Annotated in this window: 18 protein-coding genes and 1 pseudogene; 4 read left to right on the forward strand and 15 right to left on the reverse strand. The window is 64.8% G+C overall.

Annotation, left to right across the window (positions count from 1 at the left end):
• Positions 1 to 15 precede the first annotated feature (15 nt).
• The 4 genes from LK540_RS09290 to LK540_RS09305 form a co-directional block, all read right to left on the reverse strand.
• Entirely contained in the window at positions 16 to 1,005 is a 990-nt protein-coding gene (locus LK540_RS09290; protein ID WP_229436950.1) for a beta-ketoacyl-ACP synthase III, read from the reverse strand.
• Positions 1,006 to 1,038: 33 nt separating this feature from the next.
• Positions 1,039 to 2,064, reverse strand: coding sequence for a phosphate acyltransferase PlsX (plsX, locus tag LK540_RS09295; RefSeq protein WP_229436952.1), 1,026 nt, complete (start codon positions 2,062 to 2,064; stop codon positions 1,039 to 1,041).
• Between the two features lie 170 nt (positions 2,065 to 2,234).
• Positions 2,235 to 2,417 (reverse strand): 50S ribosomal protein L32, encoded by a 183-nt coding sequence (gene rpmF, locus LK540_RS09300; protein ID WP_028104096.1) that lies wholly within the window; start codon positions 2,415 to 2,417, stop codon positions 2,235 to 2,237.
• Positions 2,418 to 2,591: 174 nt separating this feature from the next.
• Positions 2,592 to 3,089 carry a DUF177 domain-containing protein gene (locus tag LK540_RS09305; RefSeq protein WP_229436954.1) on the reverse strand — a complete coding sequence of 166 codons (498 nt, stop codon included), beginning with the start codon at positions 3,087 to 3,089 and terminating at the stop codon, positions 2,592 to 2,594.
• A 225-nt stretch (positions 3,090 to 3,314) separates the two neighbouring features.
• On the opposite strand from LK540_RS09305, the gene LK540_RS09310 reads away from it, so the two are divergent.
• Both LK540_RS09310 and LK540_RS09315 read left to right on the forward strand, forming a co-directional pair.
• A complete protein-coding gene (locus LK540_RS09310) occupies positions 3,315 to 3,929 on the forward strand; it encodes a Maf-like protein (RefSeq protein ID WP_229436956.1) in 615 nt (204 codons plus the stop codon).
• Positions 3,930 to 3,947: 18 nt separating this feature from the next.
• Positions 3,948 to 4,697 (forward strand): SAM-dependent methyltransferase, encoded by a 750-nt coding sequence (locus LK540_RS09315; RefSeq protein ID WP_229436958.1) that lies wholly within the window; start codon positions 3,948 to 3,950, stop codon positions 4,695 to 4,697.
• A 185-nt stretch (positions 4,698 to 4,882) separates the two neighbouring features.
• Here the strand turns inward: LK540_RS09315 and LK540_RS09320 are convergent, their stop codons facing one another.
• From LK540_RS09320 to clpB, 7 genes and pseudogenes are all read right to left on the reverse strand, one after another.
• Positions 4,883 to 6,151, reverse strand: coding sequence for an EAL and HDOD domain-containing protein (locus tag LK540_RS09320; RefSeq protein ID WP_229436960.1), 1,269 nt, complete (start codon positions 6,149 to 6,151; stop codon positions 4,883 to 4,885).
• A gap of 746 nt (positions 6,152 to 6,897) precedes the next feature.
• Positions 6,898 to 7,770 (reverse strand): annotated as a pseudogene (locus LK540_RS25395) (23S rRNA (adenine(2030)-N(6))-methyltransferase RlmJ); the annotation flags it as partial.
• 178 nt (positions 7,771 to 7,948) lie between these two features.
• Positions 7,949 to 9,247, reverse strand: a complete 1,299-nt coding sequence (gene aceA / locus LK540_RS09330; protein ID WP_229436964.1) for an isocitrate lyase — start codon at positions 9,245 to 9,247, stop codon at positions 7,949 to 7,951.
• A gap of 384 nt (positions 9,248 to 9,631) precedes the next feature.
• Positions 9,632 to 10,840, reverse strand: a complete 1,209-nt coding sequence (locus LK540_RS09335) for an MFS transporter (RefSeq protein ID WP_229436966.1) — start codon at positions 10,838 to 10,840, stop codon at positions 9,632 to 9,634.
• 102 nt (positions 10,841 to 10,942) lie between these two features.
• The gene (locus tag LK540_RS09340) at positions 10,943 to 12,334 is read right to left on the reverse strand and encodes an alpha/beta hydrolase (RefSeq protein WP_229436968.1); all 1,392 of its coding nucleotides are present in this window, start codon (positions 12,332 to 12,334) and stop codon (positions 10,943 to 10,945) included.
• Positions 12,335 to 12,503: 169 nt separating this feature from the next.
• Positions 12,504 to 14,687, reverse strand: coding sequence for a metallophosphoesterase (locus LK540_RS09345; protein ID WP_229436970.1), 2,184 nt, complete (start codon positions 14,685 to 14,687; stop codon positions 12,504 to 12,506).
• A 140-nt stretch (positions 14,688 to 14,827) separates the two neighbouring features.
• Positions 14,828 to 17,452 (reverse strand): ATP-dependent chaperone ClpB, encoded by a 2,625-nt coding sequence (gene clpB / locus LK540_RS09350; RefSeq protein ID WP_229436972.1) that lies wholly within the window; start codon positions 17,450 to 17,452, stop codon positions 14,828 to 14,830.
• Between the two features lie 201 nt (positions 17,453 to 17,653).
• Here clpB and LK540_RS09355 point away from each other — a divergent pair, with 201 nt between their 5' ends.
• Both LK540_RS09355 and LK540_RS09360 read left to right on the forward strand, forming a co-directional pair.
• Entirely contained in the window at positions 17,654 to 18,067 is a 414-nt protein-coding gene (locus tag LK540_RS09355; RefSeq protein ID WP_229436974.1) for a TerB family tellurite resistance protein, read from the forward strand.
• Between the two features lie 4 nt (positions 18,068 to 18,071).
• Positions 18,072 to 19,058, forward strand: coding sequence for a TerC family protein (locus LK540_RS09360; RefSeq protein WP_229436976.1), 987 nt, complete (start codon positions 18,072 to 18,074; stop codon positions 19,056 to 19,058).
• Positions 19,059 to 19,118: 60 nt separating this feature from the next.
• Here the strand turns inward: LK540_RS09360 and yiaA are convergent, their stop codons facing one another.
• The 4 genes from yiaA to LK540_RS09380 form a co-directional block, all read right to left on the reverse strand.
• On the reverse strand, positions 19,119 to 19,550 hold the full coding sequence (gene yiaA, locus LK540_RS09365) for an inner membrane protein YiaA (protein WP_229436978.1): 432 nt from the start codon (positions 19,548 to 19,550) through the stop codon (positions 19,119 to 19,121).
• 106 nt (positions 19,551 to 19,656) lie between these two features.
• Positions 19,657 to 20,043 carry a fluoride efflux transporter CrcB gene (gene crcB / locus LK540_RS09370; protein ID WP_229436980.1) on the reverse strand — a complete coding sequence of 129 codons (387 nt, stop codon included), beginning with the start codon at positions 20,041 to 20,043 and terminating at the stop codon, positions 19,657 to 19,659.
• On the reverse strand, positions 20,028 to 20,486 hold the full coding sequence (gene moaE, locus LK540_RS09375) for a molybdopterin synthase catalytic subunit MoaE (protein ID WP_229436982.1): 459 nt from the start codon (positions 20,484 to 20,486) through the stop codon (positions 20,028 to 20,030). The genes crcB and moaE overlap by 16 nt, the downstream gene beginning before the upstream one ends.
• Position 20,487: 1 nt before the next feature.
• Positions 20,488 to 23,115, reverse strand: a complete 2,628-nt coding sequence (locus LK540_RS09380; RefSeq protein ID WP_229436984.1) for a DUF349 domain-containing protein — start codon at positions 23,113 to 23,115, stop codon at positions 20,488 to 20,490.
• Positions 23,116 to 23,426 lie beyond the last annotated feature (311 nt).

Genomic DNA, 23,426 nt, shown 5'->3' on the forward strand with positions numbered 1-23,426 from the left:
GACAGGCGGGCTGCCTTACATGCGCGCGACAATGGCGCCCCAGGTAAAGCCGCCGCCCACGCCTTCCATCAGAATATTGTTGCCCGGCTTGATGCGGCCATCGCGCACGGCGATGTCGAGCGCCAGCGGGATCGAGGCGGCCGACGTGTTGCCGTGCTCGTCGACGGTGACGACCATGCGCTCGATCGGCAGGCCGAGCTTCTTGGCGGTGCTCTTCATGATGCGGATATTCGCCTGGTGCGGGATCAGCCAGTCGATGTCGGACGGCGCCATCTGCGCCGCGTCCAGCACTTCGCCGGCGACTTCTTCCAGTACAGTCACGGCCAGCTTGAACACGGCCTGGCCATCCATGTGCAGGAAGCCGGCATTCGCCGCGGCCGGGCCGCCTTCCGGATGGCCCGGAATCGACAGGATGTCGGCGTGGGTGCCATCGGCGTGCAGGCGCGTGGCCAGGATGCCCGGCTCGCTTGATGCGCTCATCACCACGGCGCCGGCGCCGTCGCCGAACAGCACGCAGGTGGTGCGGTCCTCGAAATTCAGGATGCGCGAAAACACTTCGGCGCCGATCACCAGCACCGTCTTGTGCACGCCGGCCTTGATGAAAGCGTCGGCGGTTGCCACCGCGTAGACGAAGCCGCTGCACACGGCCTGCACGTCGAAGGCGGCGCTGTTGTTGGCCATGCCGAGCTTGCGCTGGACGATGCAGGCGGTGCTCGGGAAGCTGCCCTGGAAGTCGGGCGTGGAACTGGCGACGATCACCATGTCGACCTCAAGCGGGGTCTTGCCCGCCATCTCGAGCGCGCGTTTTGCCGCTTCGACAGCGAGGTCCGAGGAATTCTGGCCGACGGCGGCGTAGTGGCGCGCGGAAATGCCGCTGCGCGAGCTGATCCATTCGTCCGAGGTTTCGATGCCCTTGGCGGCCAGTTGCGCGGTCAGGTCCGCATTCGTGACCCTGCGTTCAGGCAAATAGCTGCCGGTGCCGATGATTTTGCTGTAGACAGTCATTGCGTCTCCACCTTGTTCCGCGTATTCAATGAGTCAGACCTGGCGCGGGGCGTCAGGTGCTTCTGGCATGAGTTCGGCTATCATCGCCGACAATTGCTCTTGTACATTATATTTTGCCGCATCGTAGGCGCGTTTGATCGCCCACTCGAAAGCATAGGCATTCGCGCTGCCGTGGCTCTTGAACACCAGGCCCTTCAGGCCCAGCAAGCCGGCGCCGTTGTAGCGCTCCGGGTTCAGCTTTTTCAGCGCGCCGCGCGCGATCAGGGCGCCCAGCATCGAGAGCAGGCTGCTCTTGAATACCGACTTCATGTAGCGCGACAGGCCTTCGATCGCCTTCAGGGTGACGTTGCCGACGAAACCGTCGCACACGACCACATCAGTGGTGCCCTTGAAGATGTCGTTGCCTTCGACGTTGCCATAGAAGTTCAGCGAACCGCGCTCGTGGTCGGCGCGTAGCAGCGTGGCGGTGCTCTTCACCACTTCGTTGCCCTTGATCTCTTCGGTGCCGACGTTCAGCAGGCCGATGGTCGGCTTTTTCACGCCTTCCATGGCCGAGAACAGGACCGAGCCCATGATGGCGAACTGGTGCAGGTGGTGCGGCGAACAGTCGACGTTCGCGCCGAGGTCGAGCATGTAAGTCGGGCCGTTCTTCTGATTGGGCAGGATCGAGCAGATCGCCGGGCGGTCGACGCCGGCCATGGTTTTCAGCACGTAGCGCGAAACGGCCATCAGCGCGCCGGTGTTGCCAGCCGAGACGCTGGCATTCGCCGTGCCGTCCTTGACCAGCTCGACCGCCACGCGCATCGAGGAATCTTTTTTGCGGCGCAGGGCAACCTCGACCGGATCGTCCATCGCCACCACTTCGGAGGCGTGTTTCACGGTCAGGCGCGGATTCGCGTCGGCATGGTGTTTTTTCAGTTCCGCGCGCAGCACGTCTTCGAGACCGACCAGGATCAGTTCGGCTTCGGGCTGCTTCTTCAGGAAGGAAATTGCTGCAGGGATTGTCACGGAAGGACCGTGGTCTCCGCCCATACAGTCGATGGAAATTTTAATTGTCATTTTGGGAATACGAGCCGCGGCTCAGGAGCAGGCGGCAGGATACAAGCCGGCGGGGCGCCAGGCCAGGGCAATGACGGTGCGGATGGTGCAGCCGGGGACAAAGAAAAAGCGGCGCCACGCACTCATCATACGTTGCACCGCTTTCATGGTACAGAAAAACAAGACGGCGATTACTCGTCGTTCTTGGTCTTCAGGACTTTGCGACCACGGTAGAAGCCGTTCGGGCTGATGTGGTGACGCAGATGGGTTTCACCGGTGGTCGGCTCGACTGCCAGGTTAGGGGCAACCAGGAAATCGTGCGAACGGTGCATACCGCGCTTCGATGGGGACTTCTTATTCTGCTGAACTGCCATGATGACTCCTAATACTAAAGTTCTAAAATTCTAACACATTCGATTTGCAAAAACATGCGCATCGAGTATCCCACCGGCAATCCTTCGATTGCCGACTCTGTATGAAACGCTGCCCTGACATACTCGACTGTGCACGCGTTTGACACGTTCTGACGTACTACAACTGCTTACTACTTATTCGGATTTCAGGTTCTTCAAGCCGGCGAACGGCGATACCTTTTCGGACTTCAGTGCATCCAACAGCTTCGTGTCGGGGCACACATCGTGCTTCGGCGACTGCGGCAGGGCCAGCAGTGCTTCGTCTTCGAGCAGCTGGAGCAGGTCGCACTCACGGCTGCCGACGATCACGTCGATGCTTTCATCGTCGAGGACTTCCTCGATCCCGTCGGCTTCCTCGTCGTCGACGCCCAGCACCAGCTGGGTGGACGAGTCGATCTCGTAGCCGAACGGCGCCAGGCAACGCTGGCAGGACAACTGGACTGGGCCCGCCACCGACAGGGTCATCGTCGGATAACCCTCGGGCGTGGTGCCACCCTGGATGGACCAGGTAATATCGCCACTGGCATCTGCGCAGTCGGCGGCCAGGCGGGTCATTTCCGCCACTGGCGTGACACCTTCGCGATAGCCATGGTTGCGGCAAAATTCAAAGGCGTCGATGACAAAAGCGCTCATTGCAGAAAACGTCCCCGGAAAACCTGCGATAATAACAGGCTTGTCCTCGTGCAGTCAAAGACTTACGCGATTTTTCGGGATGGCGGCGGCGCGCTGTTGCACGATGTGCCTGCCTGGCCGCCCTGTCTCTGCTTCATTGCCGATGAACTATCGGCTTTGCTTGCCAGGACCAGCCATCCATCTGTTTTGCTTATACTTCCCGCTTTATATCTCGACAGCGCCGACATGATACCAAGTTCTGCCCCGCCGCGCCTCATTCTCGCTTCCAGTTCCAGCTATCGCCGCGAATTACTGTCTCGCCTGCAGTTGCCGTTCGAGGCCATCGCACCGCACATCGACGAGACGCCGCAGGCCGGCGAGGCGCCGCAGGAGACCGCCCTGCGCCTGGCCCGCGCCAAGGCCGAGGCCATCGCCCGGCTCTACCCCGGTGCGCTGGTGATCGGCTCGGACCAGGTGGCCACGCTCAACGGCGCCCAGATCGGCAAGCCCGGCGACCATGCGCGCGCCCTGGCCCAGCTGCAGACGATGCGCGGGCGCGAAGTCGTGTTCCATACGGCGCTGTGCCTGTGGGATGGGCGCGTGGCCGATCCCGCACAAGCGGCGCAGGTCGAGAACGTGCAGGTCTTCGTGCGTTTCCGCGACCTGCCCGATGCCGAGCTCGACGCCTACCTGCGCATCGAGCAGCCCTACGATTGCGCCGGCAGCGCCAAGAACGAGGGTCTGGGCATTGCCCTGCTCGAACGCATCGAGTCGTCCGACCCGACCGCCCTCACCGGCCTGCCCCTGATCGCCCTGACCGGCATGCTGCGCCGCGCCGGCGTTTCCTTTTTTGGCGTTTGATTTTTTCCTACTGACGATATGCCCGGTACCCTTTTCCTGATTCCCAATACCCTCGGTCCCACCGAAGCCCACGCCGGCGCCCTGGACAGCGTCCTGCCCGGCCAGGTGCAGGCGATTACCTCGCAGCTCGGCTATTTCGTGGCCGAGAACGCCAAGACGGCGCGCGCTTTTCTAAAACTGGTGGCGCTCGACCATCCGCTGTCGCGTCCGCTGCAAGAGATCCGCATTGCCGAGCTAAACGTGAATACGCCGGCAGCGGCCTTGTCGGCCCTGCTCGAACCCTTGCTGGCGGGCGAAGATGCGGGGCTGGTGTCGGAAGCCGGCGTGCCGGCGGTGGCCGACCCGGGCGCCGACCTGGTGCGCCTGGCGCATGGGCACGGGATCACGGTGCGGCCGCTGGTGGGGCCGTCGTCCCTGTTGCTGGCGGTGATGGCGAGCGGACTGAACGGGCAGAGCTTTGCCTTCAACGGCTACCTGCCGACCGATGCGGCGGCGCGCACCAAGCGGATTCGAGAACTCGAAGCACGCTCGCGGGGTGAAAAGCAGACGCAGTTGCTGATCGAAACGCCCTACCGTAACGGGCAGATGCTCGACGCGCTGGTGGCAAGCTGCCAGCCGGGTACGCTGGTGTGCGTGGCGACGGATTTGTCGCTGGCGAGCGAATCGGTGCGGACGATGACGGCGGCGAAGTGGAAGGCGCAACTGGCGGCGGGCAAGGCGCCGGATTTTCACAAGAAGCCGACGGTGTTTTTGTTCCTGGGGCAGTAAACGGCCGGATGTTGTAGGGTGGGCACCTGTGCCCACGCTGTCTCACCGGTTGATCAAATGCGACGTCGGCAAAGGGTTGCCACCGCCGCCGATCGCTGGATAAGCTGCGTATGATCCGTCGATGAAACCGCGTGGGCACAAGTGCCTACGCCGGCCGCGCCCACCCAACCAAAATCGCCGAACCCCTACGCCGCTTCGCAGGCCAGTTCGCGCACCCAATCAAAGGCTTCCAGCTCGATCTCGCGCACCTTCTTCGCGGTCAGGCCTAGCCGCTTCAGCGCCGCCGAGAACACCGGCCCGGTATCGGCCTTCTCCAGCCGCTCGACCACGTCGAGCATCGCCCCGAACGTGCCCTCGCGCTGCAGCAGCGCGGCGCGCACGTCGTCGGCCAGTTCCACGTTCTCGAGAATCTCGCCCATCGGCATCGAGAACAGCGCGTCGGCCAGCGACATGATGCCCACTGTGAAAGCCCGCTCGGCGCACACGGCGTTGTCCCGATGCACGTGCAGCGACATCAGTTCGAGCAGCTTGCCGCGGGTGGTGGCCAGTTGCAGCAGCGGCGAATGCAGTTCCACCGGGCTGCCCGAGGTAGCGTAGAGCAAAATCTGCAGCCAGCGCCGCAATTGCTTGCGGCCCAGTTTGGCAATCGCCTCGCTCACCGTTTCGATGCGCCGCCCGCTGCTGGCGCGGCTGTTCACCAGGCGCAGCAAATTCAGGCTGGTCAAGGCATCACGCTTGACGGCGGTTTCGATGGCGGCGTCGTCGGCCTCGGCATGCAGCAGCTCCAACAGCCGCAGGATCACCATTTCCGACGGCGTGATCTTGCGCCCGCTGAGAATCACGGGACGCGCAAAGTAATAGCCCTGGAAGTACTCGAAGCCGAGTTCCATGCACAGGTTGAATTCCTCGACGGTCTCGACTTTTTCGGCGAGCAGTTTTTTGTTCGCCGCGCGCAGCGACGCCGCCAGCGCCGGCAAGGCATGGCGTTCCACGCCCTTCAGGTCGATCTTGATGACGTCGACCAGGCCCAGCAGCTTGTCGACCTCGTCGGTATGGCCGATCACGTCGTCGAGAGCGAATGTGAAGCCGAGTTCCTTGAGCTTGGCGACGCGCGCCAACAACGGCTCAGTCGGCTTGACGGTTTCCAGGATTTCGAGGATAACTTTACGCGGCGGCAGAAAACGGACGAAATCGCTCATCAGCACGTCCGCATCGACGTTGATGAAGGCCAGTTGTTCTCCGACCACCTGCTCAAGGCCGAGCTGCGATGCGTGGGAAATGACGGCCGCGGTGGCGGCGGCGCCGTCGGTCAGGCGCGCATCCTCGTGCTCGCCGGCGGCACGGAACAGCAGCTCGAAGGCAACCAGATGCTGGTCGCGCCCCAGGATAGGCTGGCGCGCTAGGAAGAATTCGTCGGACGGCATGGATGAGACTGCCGTTGCTTCGGCATGCATGTAAAAACTCCCAGAAACTTTTGAAGTGCGGCACGCGCAGCACGAGGCCCACGCGCACGCGAGCCTTTGCCGACTATACTACAGAACGTAAATATTTATATTTTTACATCGAAACGTGCGCGATGCAGGTGCGTCGGGGAGACGTTAGGCCGTTGCGTTACACGGCTGCGCAATGGAGCTGTATTACTCAGCTCCATTACACAGCTGCACTACAACGCTGCCTGGGGCCGCTGCGTCACGCCCTTCATCGCGCAGCCGCCTCAGCCGCGACCGCCGCTGCGCGGCCGGCCATTTGCGGGGCGTCCAGGGCGGGCGCCCTCGCCGCCTGGGCCGCCCTCGCGGCGCGGACCGGCGCTCTTGCCGGCGCCCTTGCCGGCAGCGGCGGGACGGCGCTGGTCGGCATAACGCGGCTGGTTGTCGCCGCGTGAAGGATCGAAGCGTTCGTCGGGACGCGCATTGCCGCCGGCTGCATTGTCGCGCGAACGCGACACCGGACGGCCTTCGCCACGCTCAACCGCCCCACCCTCCGGGCGCGAGAAGCGCTTCGCACGGCTGGCCGCGCCCGCCTTGGCGCCCGCCGCAGCGTCCGTTGGCGCCTTCTCGGCCGAACGCTGCGGCATCGCCTGGCCCGGCAGGCGCAGGCTGCCCGTGCCCGACAGCGGGCTGGCGCGGCGCGCATTCCCGACCGGCACGCGCGGGCCGTTGCTGTTGCCCAGGCGCGCCGCCGCCGCGCCGGTCACCTGGGTGCCGGTCTCGATGACGAAGCTGGCGCCCGCATCCTTGCCCAGCACCTGCACCAGGTAAGGCATGACTTCGCGCAGCATCGGCTCCAGCGTGTACGGCGGGTTCAGGATGAACATGCCGCTGCTGTGCAAACCGAAACCATCCGGACCCGGGGTCGATACGGTGAGCGTGACGTTCAGCCATTCCTTGGCCGGCAGGCGCTTGAGCCTGTCGGCGAACTGGCGCGACTCCATGCGCTGCAACACCGGATACCAGACCGCATACATGCCGGTCGGGAAACGGCCCAGCGCTTCTTCCAGCGCATCCTTGACCTTGCGGTAATCGTCCTTCACCTCGTAGGGCGGGTCGATCAGCACCAGGGCGCGCCGCGATGGCGGCGGCAGGAGCGCTTTCAGGCTATTGAATCCATCGCCGCGCTCGATGATCACGCGGCGGCCGCGGGCGCGCTCGCCCTGCTCGGCGCGGTGCGCCTCGGCCTTGCGGAAGTTGTCCGCCAGGATCTTGCTGTCGGCCGGGTGCAGCTCGAACAGGCGCAGGCGGTCTTCCAGGCGCGTCATCTGGTCGGCGACGTACGGCGAGCCCGGGTAGTAGCGCATCTTGCCGCTCGGGTTCATGCCCTTGACCAGGTTCAGGTACTCACCCAGCGCCGGCGGCACGTCGCTGCGGTTCCAGAGCGGCCCGATGCCGGTATCGAACTCGGCGTTTTTCGTGGCGAAATTGCTGTCGAGCGCATACACGCCGGCCCCCGAGTGGGTGTCGATATAGGTATAGGCGGCGTCCTTCTGGTTCATGTACAGGTGCAGCTGCACCTGGACGAAATGCTTGAGGACGTCGGCATGATTACCCGCGTGAAAGGCGTGGCGGTAGCTCAACATAATGGGAATCCTAAAAATCAAAGCGCCGTTCGGGCGAACGGCGGTAACAGGCGTCATTATCGCCTAGAAAGCCCGGACTGCCCAAATCGGCGGCATCGAAACGAAAAAAGCCGCGGGACAACTGCCCGCGGCTTTTGCCAACCAGCCGAATCGAATCGGCTGGATCAGGTGCGCCGGATCAGGCGACTTTCTTTTCGTCGAAGAATTGTTCGTCTTCGGTCGAGCCGTGCAGCGCCGTGGTCGAGCTCTGGTTTTGCTGGATGGTCTGGGTCACGGCGTCGAAGTAGCCGGTGCCGACTTCGCGCTGGTGCTTCACGGCGGTGAAGCCCTTCTCGGCGGCGGCGAATTCGGCTTCCTGCAATTCGACGAAGGCCGACATCTGGCGGCGCGCATAACCGTGGGCCAGGTTGAACATGCCGTAGTTCAGGGCATGGAAGCCGGCCAGGGTGATGAACTGGAACTTGTAGCCCATCGCGCCCAGCTCTTTCTGGAACTTGGCGATGGTGGCGTCGTCCAGGTTTTTCTTCCAGTTGAACGAAGGCGAGCAGTTATAGGCCAGCATCTTGCCCGGGAACTTGGCGTGGATGGCGTCGGCGAACTGCTTGGCGAAAGCCAGGTCCGGCTTGCCGGTCTCGCACCAGACCAGGTCGGCGAACGGTGCGTAGGCCAGGCCGCGCGAGATCGCCTGCTCGATGCCCGGACGGGTTTTGTAGAAACCCTCGACGGTGCGCTCGCCGGTGCAGAAGGCTTTGTCGTTGTCGTCCACGTCCGAGGTCAGCAAATCGGCCGCTTCGGCGTCGGTACGGGCCACGACCAGGGTCGGGGTGCCCATCACGTCGGCCGCCAGGCGCGCTGCGGTGAGTTTCTCCACGGCTTCGCGGGTCGGCACTAGCACCTTGCCGCCCATGTGGCCGCATTTCTTCACCGAGGCCAGCTGGTCTTCGAAGTGCACGCCGGCGGCGCCCGCTTCGATCATCGACTTCATCAGCTCGAAGGCGTTCAGCACGCCGCCGAAACCGGCTTCGGCATCGGCCACGATCGGTGCGAAGTAATCGATGTCGTCCTTGCCTTCCGACCACTGGATCTGGTCGGCGCGCTGGAAGGTGTTGTTGATGCGGCGCACGACCATCGGCACCGAATTGGCCGGGTACAGCGATTGGTCCGGGTACATTTCGCCGGCCAGGTTGGCGTCGCCGGCGACTTGCCAGCCCGACAGGTAGATCGCTTTCAGGCCGGCCTTCACCTGTTGCATGGCCTGGTTGCCGGTCAGGGCGCCGAGGGCGTTGACGAAGGGCTCTTCGTTGACCAGCGTCCACAGCTTGTCGGCGCCGCGCTTGGCCAGCGTGTGCTCGATCTGGACCGAGCCACGCAGGCGCACCACGTCTTCAGCGGTGTAATTGCGCACGACACCTTTCCAGCGTGGATTGGTGTCCCAGTCGTTTTGCAGTGCGGCGATTTGCTGTTCACGAGTTGCCATGTTGTTCTCCTGATGAAAGGTTTAGCTGATTGCGAAGTGAAATCCGTTAGATGAATCATAGCCCTGTTTGTGCAGAGCACAATCACTCTTATATAAGACAGCAAAACTATTTTTTATGCTTTAAATTCAAATACTTGCACAATGCATTCCATGATACGAAACGAAATTTCTCAGAATGAGAGAAACGTTAAAGATGAGCCGGCGCAGGCTTTTCACAAGATGACAACACTGTTTCATAATGTGAAATTTCAGCCAACTATCGATGGCCGCGCAACGTTGAATCTTCAGCCTCTGCATCATTCTTTGAGTTGAGAACGGGCAACAAAAAACGCGCGTGCTCTGCAGCGACGCGCGTTTTGTCTTGCCGCCCGCGGGCAGACCGGTTTATGCCTTGTGCGCTAGCGGTGCGCGGCGGCTATTGCCTGCCCCAACAGCCGTGGCAATCGCCAGGGTCTGGAACAGGGCCACGCCGATGAATACCGACGCCGGGTGCCCGCCGTCCATCAGCATGCCGAACAGCAGCGGGCCGACCGACATGCCGGTGTCCAGCCCCGAATACACGACGCCGAACACGCGTCCGGTGGCGTTCGGCGGCGCCGCGGCGCGGATCAGCAAATCGCGCGAAGGGCCGGCCACGCCGGTGGCGAAACCGATCGCCCCCATCACCAGCACGACCAGCGGCCCCGGTACGACACTGGCGGACAGCACCAGCGCCAGCGCGGCGGCAAACAGAAAGGCCACCGTGATGGTGCGGTCGTGGTTGTGGGCGCGCGCCGCCAGGAAGCCGCCCGCGATCATGCCGCCCGCCGAGGACAGCATGAAGGTGGTGTAGGCGGTGGCGGCGGTGGCGAACGTGATACCGTACAGCGCCACCAGGCTGGTCGAGGAAAAGGCCTGGATACCGCCCAGCGCAACCGAGGTCAGGAAGAAAAAGCCGAAGCACATCCACACCGCCCGCAGGCGCAGGAAGCCGAAGGCACTGCCGCCCTCCGCGCCGGGCTTGGCCACGGTGGCTTCATTCGGCAGTACGGCGCGGTTCAGGAACAGCACCAGCAGCATCAGGAAGGGAATCGCACTGGCCGAGAGCAATGCGACGCGCCAGCTCGAGAGCGTGGCGACGCCGGCCAGGAAAATCGGCGCCGTGGCCCAGCCGATGTTGCCGGAAATGCCGTGCACCGAGAATGCGTAGGCCAGCCGGTCTTTCGAGACGCCATGGTTCAGCAGCGTGTAGCCGGCCGGGTGGAACACCGCGTTGCCGCAGCCGGCGACGAAGGAACCAATCACCAGCACGGCATAGCTCGGCGCCGAGGCCAGCACCAGCGCCCCCACGCCCAGCAAGGCCTGGCCGGTGAACAGCACGCGGCGCGCGCCGACGCGGTCGACCACGAAGCCGGACAGGGCCTGGCCGACGCCGGAGACCACGAAGAACACCGTCATCAAGAGGCCCAGCTCGGAGTAGGACAGCCCGAAGGCTTCCTTCAGCCAGGGAAACAGGCCGGCCAGGATCAGGTGGTAGAAGTGCGACACCCCGTGCGAGGTGCCGACCAGGCCGATGACGCGGGCGTCCTGGCGCAGGCTCTGGCTATCGGTCATTTTTGTTTCCCAAAAATAAAGACAGCTGCCAGTGTAGTCAAAAGCGCGCGACTTTGCTGGCGCCCGGCCAATCCCCCTCGCCGGGGTCGCAAGCCGGACCGGCTACTGCTTGCGCACGAACGCCGCGATGCGCTGCAAGGCCACCGGTGCGATGGTTTCCTCGATCGCCGCGTACTCGCTTTCGCTGCCGGTCTGCGCGGTCTGGAACATGTGGTTCAGCGAGGGCATGACGGCCGACTCGACCCGCTTGTTCCCACCTTGCGTCAGCGACGCCACGATGCCGCCCAGGCTTTCCGGCGGCACCTGCAAGTCGAGGCTGCCGTTCAGCGCCAGCACCGGACAGCGCACGCGCCGCCAGTCGGCCTGTGGATCGGCCTTCAGCATGACGGGCAGCGCCGGCTGCGCCGCCATGTCCAGCGACAGGGTGCCGCCGTGCATCTTGTACTTGGCGATCAGCGCCTTGTCGCTCTCGGGCAAGGATGCCTGCAAGGCTTTCAGGGCCGCCACGCGGGTGGCGCTATCGGGCTCGGCCATGACGATGGCGTACCAGCGGCTTATGTAGCCGAGCAATTGCTTCACCTCTTCGGGCGAGGCGCCGCGGTCTTTTGCAAGCAGGCCATCCTGGAGCAGCAGCATGTCCAGGCCCGGCAAGCCGACGCCGGCCAGCGACACCAGGAAGTCGACCGCGGCGGGTTGCCTTCCGATAACGCTGGCGGCGATCATCGGCCCTTCGCTGTGCCCGACCAGTCCCAGGCGGCCGAACTGCCCGCGCGCCCTGGTGGCGGCAACGACGGCTTCCAGGTCGTCGGCCAGGTCGGCCTGGGTATGGCTGTCGTAGTTCCCGGTCGAGCGCGCGACGCCGCGCTTGTCGTAGCGCAGCACGGCGACGCCCTGGCGCAGCAGGTGATCGGCCAGCACGGCGAACACGCGGTGGCCCGCCACTTCTTCGTCGCGCGTCAGCGGACCCGAGCCCGGCACGAGGATGACGACCGTCGGCCTGGCCACGCCCTTGGGAACCGAGAGCGTCGCGCCCAGCGTGACGCCATCCTTGCTGCGGATGGCCAGGGTTTCGTCCGCATACGGAAAGGGTGCGGCCGGATCCTGCGGACGCGCCTTTTTCGGGAAGCCGGCAACCGCCTGGAGCTCGACCGGAAACGTGGCGCCGCCCTGCTTCCACTCGGCCTTGAAGCGGTCGCCCTGCCAGGCCATGTGCATCGTGCCGAAGCCCAGGTCGAGCTCGACCGTCTCGCCCTGCTCCTTCATGCTCCTGACCGGGATGTCGTAGGCGCCCTGGTCGGGACTGGAGAAGCTGGCCCATGGCGATCCATCTGCGCGCTTGAACAGTTCGACGCCGCTTTTCAACACCTGGCCATCCGGCAGCGTCAGATTGCCCATCCAGTAGCCGGGGTGATCCGCAACGACGCCGGCCTGGGCGCCCGCATGCAAAGCCAGCAGGAAAGCGATCGGAGTCAGCCTGTGGAACATCGTCTTCATCGAGCATGCCCTTCGAAAATGGGAATGCCTGGCACTGTAGAGCCAGGCAACCCACGCGATCGGCAGGATGAGACAGACGGTCGAAACGGCGCGCCGAACTGCAGTTTCAGCGGCGCGGGCGGCCGCTCGGCTGAAGCTGCTCAGTTGAAGCTGCTCGATTGAAGCTGACTCAGTTAAAACTCATGCTGGCGCTATCCGCATTCCCGATCTTCTTGCCCTTCAGGTCGATCGTGAAGCGGTCGCTCGGCTTGCCCGAACCCAGGCCCTTGAAGATGGCAAACACCTGCTTGAACTGGTTCTGGTATGCCACCTGCACGGGGTTCTGGTCCGAAACCTTGTCGCCGATGCGCACGACCGGCGCCGGGTTGGCCGGGAAGGCGCGCATCAGGAGCTTGTACTGGTTCACGCGCTCCTGGCCCATGTCGCGCAGCGCCAGTTCGCCGGCATACACGGTACGGTGGAAGTCGCCATAGAAATCGTAGGGCGTGATCTTCGCGAAGTCGTCGAGCTTCAGGCCGGCGCCGGCGGCCAGCAGCTCGGCGCGCACCGTGGCTTCGCGCCAGTCGGCGGTCAGCTGGGCGGCGGCAACCGCCGTGCCCGATGGCGTACCCGTGGCGGCGCAGTTTGCGGTCAGCGGCACCACGCCCGGATTCTCCTTCAACTGCGCCAGCGTCACGCGCGACTCCAGCTGCGACAGGATCAGCATCTGCCGCCCGTTCAGCGCCATTGCCGCTTCCTTCATCTCGCACGGCCAGTATTCGTCCATGAAGCGCAGGCGCGAGAGTTCGCCGAAGTAGGTGTGGGTGAACTCGCCGTACGAGCGCGTATCGAGGATGCCGCGCTCCCAGCGCTTGGCCACGTCGGCCGGCAGCACGCTGCCGCGCAGGTAATCGTATTCCACCTGGTAGTAGGGGAAGAGCTCATTGAAACGCGGCACCGACTTCAGGGCCACGGTCTGGACGTCGACCGTATCCAGGTCCTTGTAGGTGATGATCTTGTAGGCCGCGCCATATACCGCCAGCGACGGCGACTGCACGTTGACCAGGTAGTTGCCGTTGGCGTCGGCGAAGTCGTTGGTGCCGTTGAAGTGCATGTGGCCGCCCACGTGCCAGCGCAGGCCGGTAGCTGCGACGCCGGCGGCGGTGGCCGCATCGGGCACGCGCGCGGTCTGGAAGGCGCCCGGCTTGAAGGCCGCCTTCATCGCCTCGGTCTGGTTGGCGTAGAAGTCCATGGTCGGATAATGCGAGTAGGCCATCAACTGCTTGCCCTCGGCCTTGGCGCGCGCCGACACCGACTTGATCCACTCGACCAGGTGCATCTTGTGCGTCAGCACCTTGTTCCAGCCCGCGTTGCCGGCGCCGTCGTAGCCGCTGAAGACTTTCGGATTGGCCGGGTCGAATTTGGCGTTCGGGATGAACACGTTGGCGTCGATCGCCAGCAGCCACAGGCCTTTCACCGGCTCGACCAGGTAGCTGCTGTCGACCATGTTCGTGCAGCGCGTGTACGACTTGCCGAGCTTCGCTTCGCCGGCCGCCTTGTACGCGCCGCCCGCGCCTTCGGCGCAGATCTCGAATTCGCGCTTCGCTACCGCCGACTGGGCCACGGCTTCCTCGTAGCTGTACTTGCCGCCGGTGTACTTGCTGAATGGGGTTTCCCAGTGCAGGTCGGCCTTGTTCGGGTTGAATCCGAACTCGCCCAGCTTGGCCATCAGTTTTTCGTAGCCCTGCTCCATCAACTGGTCGGTGCAGACCACGCTCGGGTCCTTGGCCACGCAGGCGGCGTTCGAAGTGGCGTAGACCTTCTGTTCCTTGCCGTCCTTAGTGAGGAAGTCGTTCTTGCCGGCTTCCAGGTCGTCGTAGGGCTCGACCGGATCGTGGTTGCCGGGTGCCAGGAAGAAGCGCATGCCCTTGGCCTGGTATTCCTTCAGCACGGTGGCGATGCCGTCGACGTTCATCGGCTGGGCGTCGTCGGAATAGTCGCCCGGGAAGGCGACGATGCGGATGCCCTTGGCGTAGGCGTCGTCGAGCGCGGTGCGGAAGGCGAAGTAGTTTTCGTTGAACAGGCGCGTCGAGGTCAGCTGCGCGTACATCGTGCGGATGGTGGCGCTCTTGCCGTCCTTGGTGGGGATGCCGGAGAACTGGGTGCTTTTCAGGTCGCCGTAGACGTCGTGGAAGTGGACGTCGGACATGAAGGCGACGCTGGTGTTGGCAGCGGCGGCCGGCGGCGTGGTCGGCGCCGGCTGCTGGGCTACCGGCGCTTGCTCGGGCGTGTCGTCATGGTCGCTGCCGCAGGCGGACAGCAGGGCCAGCGCAGCGATCGCGGTACCGGCGCACGAGACGAGGGAACGGGACATGCATATCTCCAGTCGATGAAAGTGCGGGCATGGTGGCACTCGTCGATGACTGGGTGATGACAAAAGCTTACCGGGCATGGAGCAGCGCGGACGTAAAAAAGGGCGCATCGCTGCGCCCTTTTCGTGGGTTCCGAACCCGCTTACTTGGCCAGCTCCACCTGTGCCGGGTTGTCCGATTCCTCGCCAAACACCAGCTGGCCGCCGCGTACGCGCACCGGGATGGTGTCCTTCGGCCCGAAGCGGCCCGACAGGATCGCCTTCGACAGCGGATTCTCGATCTGCTGCTGGATCGCGCGCTTCAGAGGCCGCGCGCCGTACACCGGGTCGAAACCGGCTTCCGCGATCTTCTGCAGGGCCGCGTCGTCGATGTCGATCGCCATGTCCATCTTCGCCAGGCGGCCTTCCAAGTTGCGCAGCTGGATGCGGGCGATGTCGCCGATGTTGCGCTCGTCGAGGGCGTGGAAGACTACGATCTCGTCGATGCGGTTGATGAACTCGGGGCGGAAGTGTCCGCGCACCTCGGCCATCACGGCCAGCTTCACCACCGCCGGCTCGTCGGTGTCCATCGACTGGATCTTGTGCGAACCCAAATTCGAGGTCATCACGATCACGGTATTCTTGAAGTCCACCGTGCGGCCCTGGCCATCGGTCATGCGGCCATCATCCAAAGCCTGCAGCAGCACGTTGAACACGTCCGGATGCGCCTTCTCGATCTCGTCTAACAGGATCACGCTGTAGGGCTTGCGCCGCACGGCTTCGGTGAGATAGCCGCCCTCCTCGTAACCCACATAGCCCGGCGGCGCGCCGATCAAACGGGCGACCGAATGCTTCTCCATGAATTCGCTCATGTCGATGCGGATCAGGGCTTCCTCGGTATCGAAGAGGAAGGCGGCCAGCGCCTTGCACAGCTCGGTCTTGCCGACGCCGGTCGGGCCCAGGAACATGAAGGAGCCGTAAGGACGGTTCGGGTCCGACAGGCCGGCGCGCGAGCGGCGGATAGCGTCCGACACCGCCTCGATGGCTTCGTCCTGGCCGACCACGCGCTCGTGCAGCTTTTCCTCGATGTGCAGCAGCTTGTCGCGTTCGCCCTGCATCATGCGCGAGACCGGAATGCCGGTCGCGCGCGACACCACTTCGGCGATTTCCTCGGCGCCGACCTGGGTGCGCAGCAGCTTCGGTTTTTCCGCCTCGCCTTCGTTGCGGCTGGCGACTTCTTCAGCGTGCTTCAGCTGGGCCTCGAGCTCCGGCAGGCGGCCGTACTGCAATTCCGAGACCTGCTGCCAGTTCGACTGGCGCTTGGCTTCCTCCATCTGGTGGCGGATGCGCTCGATCTCTTCCTTGATGTGGGTCGTGCCCTGCACCGCCGCCTTTTCGGCTTTCAGGATTTCCTCGAAGTCGTTGTACTCGCGTTCCAGGCGTGCGATCTCCTCGCCGATCAAGTCGAGGCGGCGCAGCGAGGACTCGTCGGTTTCCTTGCGCACGGCTTCGCGCTCGATCTTCAGCTGGATCAGGCGGCGCTCCAGCTTGTCCATCACTTCCGGCTTGGAGTCGATCTCGATCTTGATCTTCGAAGCCGCTTCGTCGATCAAATCGATGGCCTTGTCGGGCAGGAAGCGGTCGCTGATGTAGCGGTGCGACAGCTCGGCCGCGGCAATGATGGCCGGGTCGGTGATTTCTACCTGGTGGTGCAGCTCGTATTTCTCCTGCAGGCCACGCAGGATGGCAATCGTCGCCTCCACGCTCGGCTCGTCGACAATGATCTTCTGGAAGCGGCGCTCGAGGGCGGCGTCCTTTTCCACGTACTTGCGGTATTCGTCGAGCGTGGTGGCGCCCACGCAGTGCAGCTCGCCGCGCGCCAGGGCGGGTTTGAGCATGTTGCCGGCGTCCATGGCGCCTTCGGCCTTGCCGGCGCCAACCATGGTGTGGATTTCGTCGATGAAGACGATGGTCTGCCCTTCGTCCTGGGCCAGTTCCTTCAGCACCGACTTCAGGCGTTCCTCGAACTCGCCGCGGAATTTCGCGCCGGCCAACAGGGCCGCCATGTCGAGCGACAGCACGCGCTTGCCCTTGAGCGAATCGGGCACTTCGCCGTTCACGATACGCTGCGCCAGGCCTTCGACGATGGCGGTCTTGCCGACGCCCGGTTCGCCGATCAGCACCGGGTTGTTCTTGGTACGGCGCTGCAGCACCTGGATCGCGCGGCGGATTTCGTCGTCGCGGCCGATCACCGGGTCGAGTTTACCCAGGCGCGCACGCTCGGTCAGGTCGAGCGTGTATTTTTTCAGCGCCTCGCGCTGGCCTTCGGCGTCCTGCGAATTCACGGATTCGCCGCCGCGCACGGCGGCAATCGCCGCCTCCAGTGCCTTGCGGGTGAGGCCGTGTTCGCGCGCCAAGCGGCCGGCGTCGGACTTGTCGTCGGCGAGCGCCAGCAGGATCATTTCGCTCGACAGGAACTGGTCGCCGCGCTTTTGCGATTCGCGGTCGGCCAGGTTCAGCAGCGACATCAGTTCGCGCCCGACCTGGGTCTCGCCGCCGGTGCCCGAGACTTTCGGCAGGCGTTCGAAAGCGTTGCGCAGTGCATTGGTGAGGCCGCCCACGTTCACGCCGGCGCGCTGCAAGAGCGAGCGCGCGCCGCCGTCGTCCTGGTTCAGCAGGGCGGTGAGGAGGTGGACCGGTTCGATGTACTGGTTATCGTTGCCGACCGCCAGGCTCTGGGCATCCGCCAGCGCTTCCTGGAGCTTGGTCGTCAATTTGTCTTGCCGCATGGTAGTGCTCCCTAGAGATTGTTCTTAACTGGAAAAGAAAATTGGGATGCGGACCCACTTTTCAAGATCGTCTAGCACGATGCGCAACACATGCTGCCAATACTTCGAAAAAACCTGAACAATACTCAAGGAAACCTCGGTTTCTCATTTGATCACGGGAACTTAAGCTGAATCCGTCAATAACAACCGAGTGAGAACACCATGCGATTCTGTGCTACCGATAGTCCCGACGCCGTCTGCCGCCTGCTGGCCCTGTCGATGATCGTGGACGGCCACCTGGCCCCATCCGAGATGAAGGCGCTGCACCACAGCGCCATCCTGGAACGCCTCGGCGTCGATGCCGACCGCTTCGACGATGCCGTCGTGGCCCTGTGCGACGACTTGCTGGCCTCGGCGCGCCGCCATGGCCGCGAGGACGTCGAGATCGACAACGCGACCCTCGACCGCCTGCTCGACGACGTCGCCGATCCGCTGCTGCGCATGCACGTGCTGAAGGCCATGCTCGACATCGTGCATGCCGACCGCCAGATCGACAGCCGCGAGCATTTGCTGCTGCAGCGCGCCCAGCGCAAGTGGTCGACGCCGGCGCTGGCTGACGCCCTGATGGAGGAGTGATGCCATGGACTTCCTGAGTGTCGTCTGGCTGGGCGCACCGGTGTGGATGTGGCTGGTGTTCCTGGCTGTCGTCGTCCTGCTGCTGGCCTTCGACCTGGGGGTCCTGCACCGCGACGACCACGTCATCGGCGTGGCCGAGAGCCTGAAACTCTCGGCCCTCTACCTCACCGCCGGCCTGACCTTCGGGCTATGGGTCTGGCACGGTTTCGGCAGCGAAAAGGCGCTGCAGTTCTATACCGGCTTCCTGATCGAGAAGAGCCTGTCGCTCGACAATATCTTCGTGATCTCGCTGATCTTTTCCACACTTGCCATTCCGCCGCTCTACCAGCACCGCGTGCTGTTCTGGGGCATCCTGGGCGTGATCGTCACGCGCGGCATCATGATCGGCGCCGGCTCGGCCCTGGTGGCCAGCTACTACTGGGTGCTGTACATCTTCGGGGCGATCCTGGTCGTGACCGGCATCAAGATGCTGTTCGTGTCCGAGAACCCGAACCAGGTGCGCGACAGCGCCCTGCTCGCCTGGCTGCGGCGCCACCTGCGCGTCAGCCCCACCACCCACGGCCATGACTTCCTGGTGCGCCTGCCGCATCCGAACCAGCCGGGCCGCAAGCTGCTGTACGCGACGCCGCTGCTGCTGGCCCTGCTGATGGTGGAATTTACCGACGTGATCTTTGCGGTGGACAGCGTGCCGGCGATCTTTGCCATTACCAGCGATCCGTTCATCGTCTACACCTCGAACATCTTCGCGGTGCTGGGCCTGCGCGCCCTGTACTTCGCGCTGGCGGACGTGGTGCAGCGCTTCCGCTACCTGAAGTATTCGCTGGCGGCGGTGCTGGTGTTCATCGGCTCGAAGATCTTCCTCGGCGACTTCGTGTTCGGCGGCAAGGTGCCGGCGAGCCTGTCGCTGGCGGTGACGGTGGTGCTGATCGCCGCCGGGATTGCCTATTCGCTGTGGCGCAGCAGGGGCGAAGCGAAAGAAGAAGCGGCGTAGGGGCAAATAGAAAGCGGCAGTCCGCAAGTGGCGGGCTGCCGCTGTCGACCCTGCGTGCGTTTACAGTTCGCTCGAGCGTATCGCGCTTGCGCTATCGGATTCGAGGCCGTTCACGTCACGCACGTTCTTCTGCACCGCCACCACGGCAAACAGGCTGAGTACGAAGGCCATGGCATAGAAACCCTTTTCGCTCGGCGCCAGGGTGGCGTTCCAGAGCCCGATCGTCAGCAGCGTCATGACCGCGATCAGGGAAAACCAGCAGATGCCGAAATACAGGCCGGTGACGGGAATGCCCTCGCTGCGGTCGCGCACCGACTTCTGCAGCGAGATCGCGGAAAACAGGCCGTACAGCAGCAAGGTGAAGTAATAACCCTTTTCGTTCAGCGGCATCGTTGCATTCCACAATCCCCAGAGGAAGGCGATGGCGCCGATCAGCAAGGCACCCCAGGAAGCGCCGACAAACGCGGCGGTCGGTCGTTGAACAGTGGTCACGGCGGGCTCCAGTTGTTTGTCTGGCGGCAAGTCTAGCACCAAGATAATCGCCTGGGTTGCGTAATTGCCGGTTACTCACACCGTATCGCGCGGCGCTACCCGGGGGTCAAGCGCGCAGGACGCGCCAGGTCGCAAAGCCGGCAATGCAGAGCAGGATCGAGCCGACCAGGTGCAGCAAGGTATGCCCCAGCGCCCAGCCGTATGCGCCACGCTGCAGGAGCGCCACGGATTCGCCGGAAAAGCTGGAAAAGGTCGTCAGCCCGCCCAGGAAGCCGGTGACGATGAACAGGCGCCACTCGGGCGACAGGTGGGGATGGCTGCTGAAAAAGCCGAGCGCGATGCCGATCAGGTAGCCGCCGGCCAGGTTGGCGGCCAGGGTGCCGGCCTGGACCTGGGCGTGGACGTTCGCCAGCCACAGGCCCAGTCCCCAGCGCAGCCAGGCGCCGATGGCGGCGCCCGCCCCCACCGCCAGCCAGCTCAGGGGGTTGCCCACTTGGCTTTCGCGGAGTCGTCCGAGAGGCGCGCATCGACCCAGCGCGCGCCCTCGGGCGTCTGTTCCTTTTTCCAGAACGGCGCGTCGGTCTTCAGGTAGTCGATGATGAACTCGCAGGCGGCAAAGGCTTCGCCGCGGTGGGCGGCGCTGCAGGCGACCAGCACAATCTGCTCTAGCGGGGCCAGCGGGCCGACGCGGTGGATCACCAGCGCGTTGTACAGCGGCCAGCGCGCCTCGGCCTGGGCGACGATGTCTTCCAGCGCCTTTTCCGTCATGCCGGGATAGTGCTCCAACTCCATTTCCGACACCGAGGAACCGTCGTTCATGTCGCGCACGGTGCCGACGAAACTGACCACGGCGCCGACGCGCGCATCGCCTGCACGCAGGCGCGCCAGTTCCTGGCCGAGGTCGAAGTCGGCGGTTTGTACCCGCACCTTGCTCATGTTACTTGCCCTCCCGGGCCGTACGCATGAGCAATTGTTCGATGCGCAGCGCGGTGCGGTCGTCGACCAGGGCGGGCAGCGCGCACAGCTGGCGCAGGCCGCTCGTCTTGTGGCCCGGCTTTTCGCCCGCCTTCAACGTCGATTGCAGGGCCTCGACCTGCAGTTTCAGGCGATCACGGGCGAACTCGGCGCCGCTGTCGATGCCGGCCGCCACTTCCTGGCGCAGCAATTCCTGCAACAGGGTGGCGCGGTTGGCTTCCAGCAAACGCGCATAGCCGGCACGGTCGCCATCGACGGCGTTCAGCGCCGCCTCGAAGCGGGCATCGAGCACCGGGTCGTATTCGGCGCCGGCCGGCAACAAGGCTGCCCAGCGCGCACGCCAGTCGTCGGCGCTGATCGTCTGTCCCGGCTGGGCCAGCGAATCTTCCAGTTCCTGGCAGGCGCGCAGCTTGTCGCGCAGGGCGCCGGCCAGCGCCAGCCCGGCGGCGCGGCGCGCCAGGTCGGCATGGTGCTGCACCTTGGCCACGGCCTCGTGATAACGCTTCTCCACGCGCGCCTCGTGGGCACGCGGCACCGGACCGATGGCATGCCATTCGGCCGCCGCTTCGCGCAGCAACTTGCCGGCAGTGGCCGGCGTGGCGTCGGGCGCTGCCGCTTCCAGGCGCGCCGTGATCGCTTCCTTGGCGGCCTCGTGGGCACGGCGCTCGGTGTCGGCGGCATGCGCGCTTTCCTTGCGGGCGGCAAACAGTTCGTCGCAGGCGGCGCGGAAGCGCTGCCACAGCGCCTGCTCGGCCTTGCGCTCGAGCGGCAGCGCCCGCGCATGCTCCTGCCAGCGGGCCTGGATGTCGCGCAGGCGGTCGACGGCGTGGCGGTCGTGCGGGTCGATGCTCGCCACTTCGTCGATCAATTGCTCGCGCCCGGCCATCTCGGCCTTGCGCTGCTCTTCGAGCGGACCCTGCAGCGTGGTCAGGGCGGCGGCGAACTGCTGGTCGAGGCGCTTCTTGTCCTTGCGGTCAGTGGCGCCCAGGTGGCTCCAGGCCAGGCGCATGCGCTGGACGGTGCCGGCCACGTGTTTCCAGTCGGCCTCACCCGATTCCAGCCTGGCGATCTCGGCCTGGGCCTCGGCCACCAGGGCTTCGCCGCGCGCGGCGTTCGTGTGGCGCTCGTCGGCCAGGTGCTTGAAGTGGGCCGCGGCCGGGGCGTAGGCCACGGTGCAGGCGTGGTCGAAGCGTTCCCACAGGCTTTTCGGGGCGGCGCCGGACAGGCTGTCGAGCGCCTTCCAGCGGTCGCGCATGCTGCCGACCTTCTTGGCCAGTTCGGCCATCGGCAGGTTCTGGGTGGACAGGGTTTCCACGGTCTTGATGAGTTCTTCGCGCGAAACGTTGCCGCCCCAGCGCGCCCAGTCCGACAGGCGCTTCAGTTCGGCGCGCAGGTGGCTCAGGCGGTCGGCCTGGGCCGCGGAGAGGCGCATGCCCTTGCCCTTGGTTTCCTTCAGCGCCTTGTCGAGTTCGGCGGCAGTGCCGAGCGAACCTTGCTGCAGGGCCGCTTCCAGCGCATCCATGGTGTCGATGAAGCCCTGGTCGGCGCCTTTTTGCACCGGCTTGACGGACTGCGCCGTGGCTTGCACGGCCGGCGACGCCGGCGCCGGCTTGCGCACGGGCTGCGGCAGCGTGCCCAGCAGGGCATCGAAGCTTTCCTGCAAGGCGGCGGCAGCGGCGGCCTGCGGCAGCGCCGGCAATTTCTGCCAGGCCTGGCGCAGCTTGTCGGCCTGCAGCTCGGCAACGGGCTGGGCCCGCCACTCGGCGAGCGCGGCTTCGCGCGCGGCCAGGGCGGCCTGGGCCTGTTCCAGCGTGGCGAGGCTGGCGCTCAGGCGAGCGTGTTCGTTGACGAACTCGGCCGGCAGCGCACGCGGCAGCGCGGCGTGTTCCGGCGCGGCCAGCGCCGCGTTCTGCTCCTGCTGCAGCGCATCTAGGCGCGCGGCCAGTTCGGCGGCGTTCAGGCCTGCCGTTTCCAGGGCGCGCAGGCTGGCCACGCGGTCGATCATGGCGCGCTGCAGCTGCACTTGCGCTTCCAGGCGCTTGCCCAGCTGGGCACGCACGGACGTGAATTCGTCGGCCAGCTCGGGAGCGGAGATGACCGCCCATTTACGGTCGAGCTCGGCAACATGGTTTGGGGTGAGCACTTGATCTTGCAACAGGGAGCGTGCCTGATCCAGGGTGGCCTGGCCGCGGGCGAGTTCGGCGTCGTGGTGGCGGATCGCATCCAGGCGCGACTGCATCAGCTTGGCGACGCGGCGGTCGACGTTGCGCATGGCCGCATGCACGCGCTCCAGGGCTGCACGGCTGTGGACATGCTCGGCGGCAGCCAGGCGCAGTTCGGAAAAATCGGCTTGCAGGATAAATTCCACGGCGCGCGTTTCATCGCCGTCGAGCTGGCGCAACGCTTCGGTCTGCTGTTCGCGCCCCTGCTGGGCCGGCCTGGCCTGGCCTGGCGCGCCCTGCGCCGCGCCGGGGGCGGACAGCGCGGCCCCGGCTGCAGGCTTGGCCTCCTTGTCGGCAGCCTTGCCGCCTGCCGCGGCCGGCGCATTGCCGGGCTTGTCGCCCTGGCGCTTGAATAGGAATTCGAACATGATGAAATCGCACTTCCAAAACCCCCATCATAACAAAGAACCATGGCAGTTTTGGGCGCACTCGACAGGCGCGCGGGCTGTTGTCGGGTGCTTGCAGCTAAAGCTTGCCGCTAGGCAGCACGCGCAAAAGCGCGGGCTGCTGGCCGAGGCAAGGGTCAGACGGCTGACAGGAGTGCCGGCGCAGCTGCCGGCGTGGCTGCCGGCGTGGCTACCGGCATGGCTGCCTGCCGCGGTGCCGGCCTGGCTGCCGGCGATGGTGCAGGCCTGCTCCACGCACTGCCTGCCACGGATGCACGCAGCCGGGTTAGCTC

This window comes from Massilia sp. IC2-278 (genome assembly GCF_020708045.1).
In the GTDB taxonomy this organism is placed as follows: Bacteria; Pseudomonadota; Gammaproteobacteria; order Burkholderiales; family Burkholderiaceae_D; genus Telluria.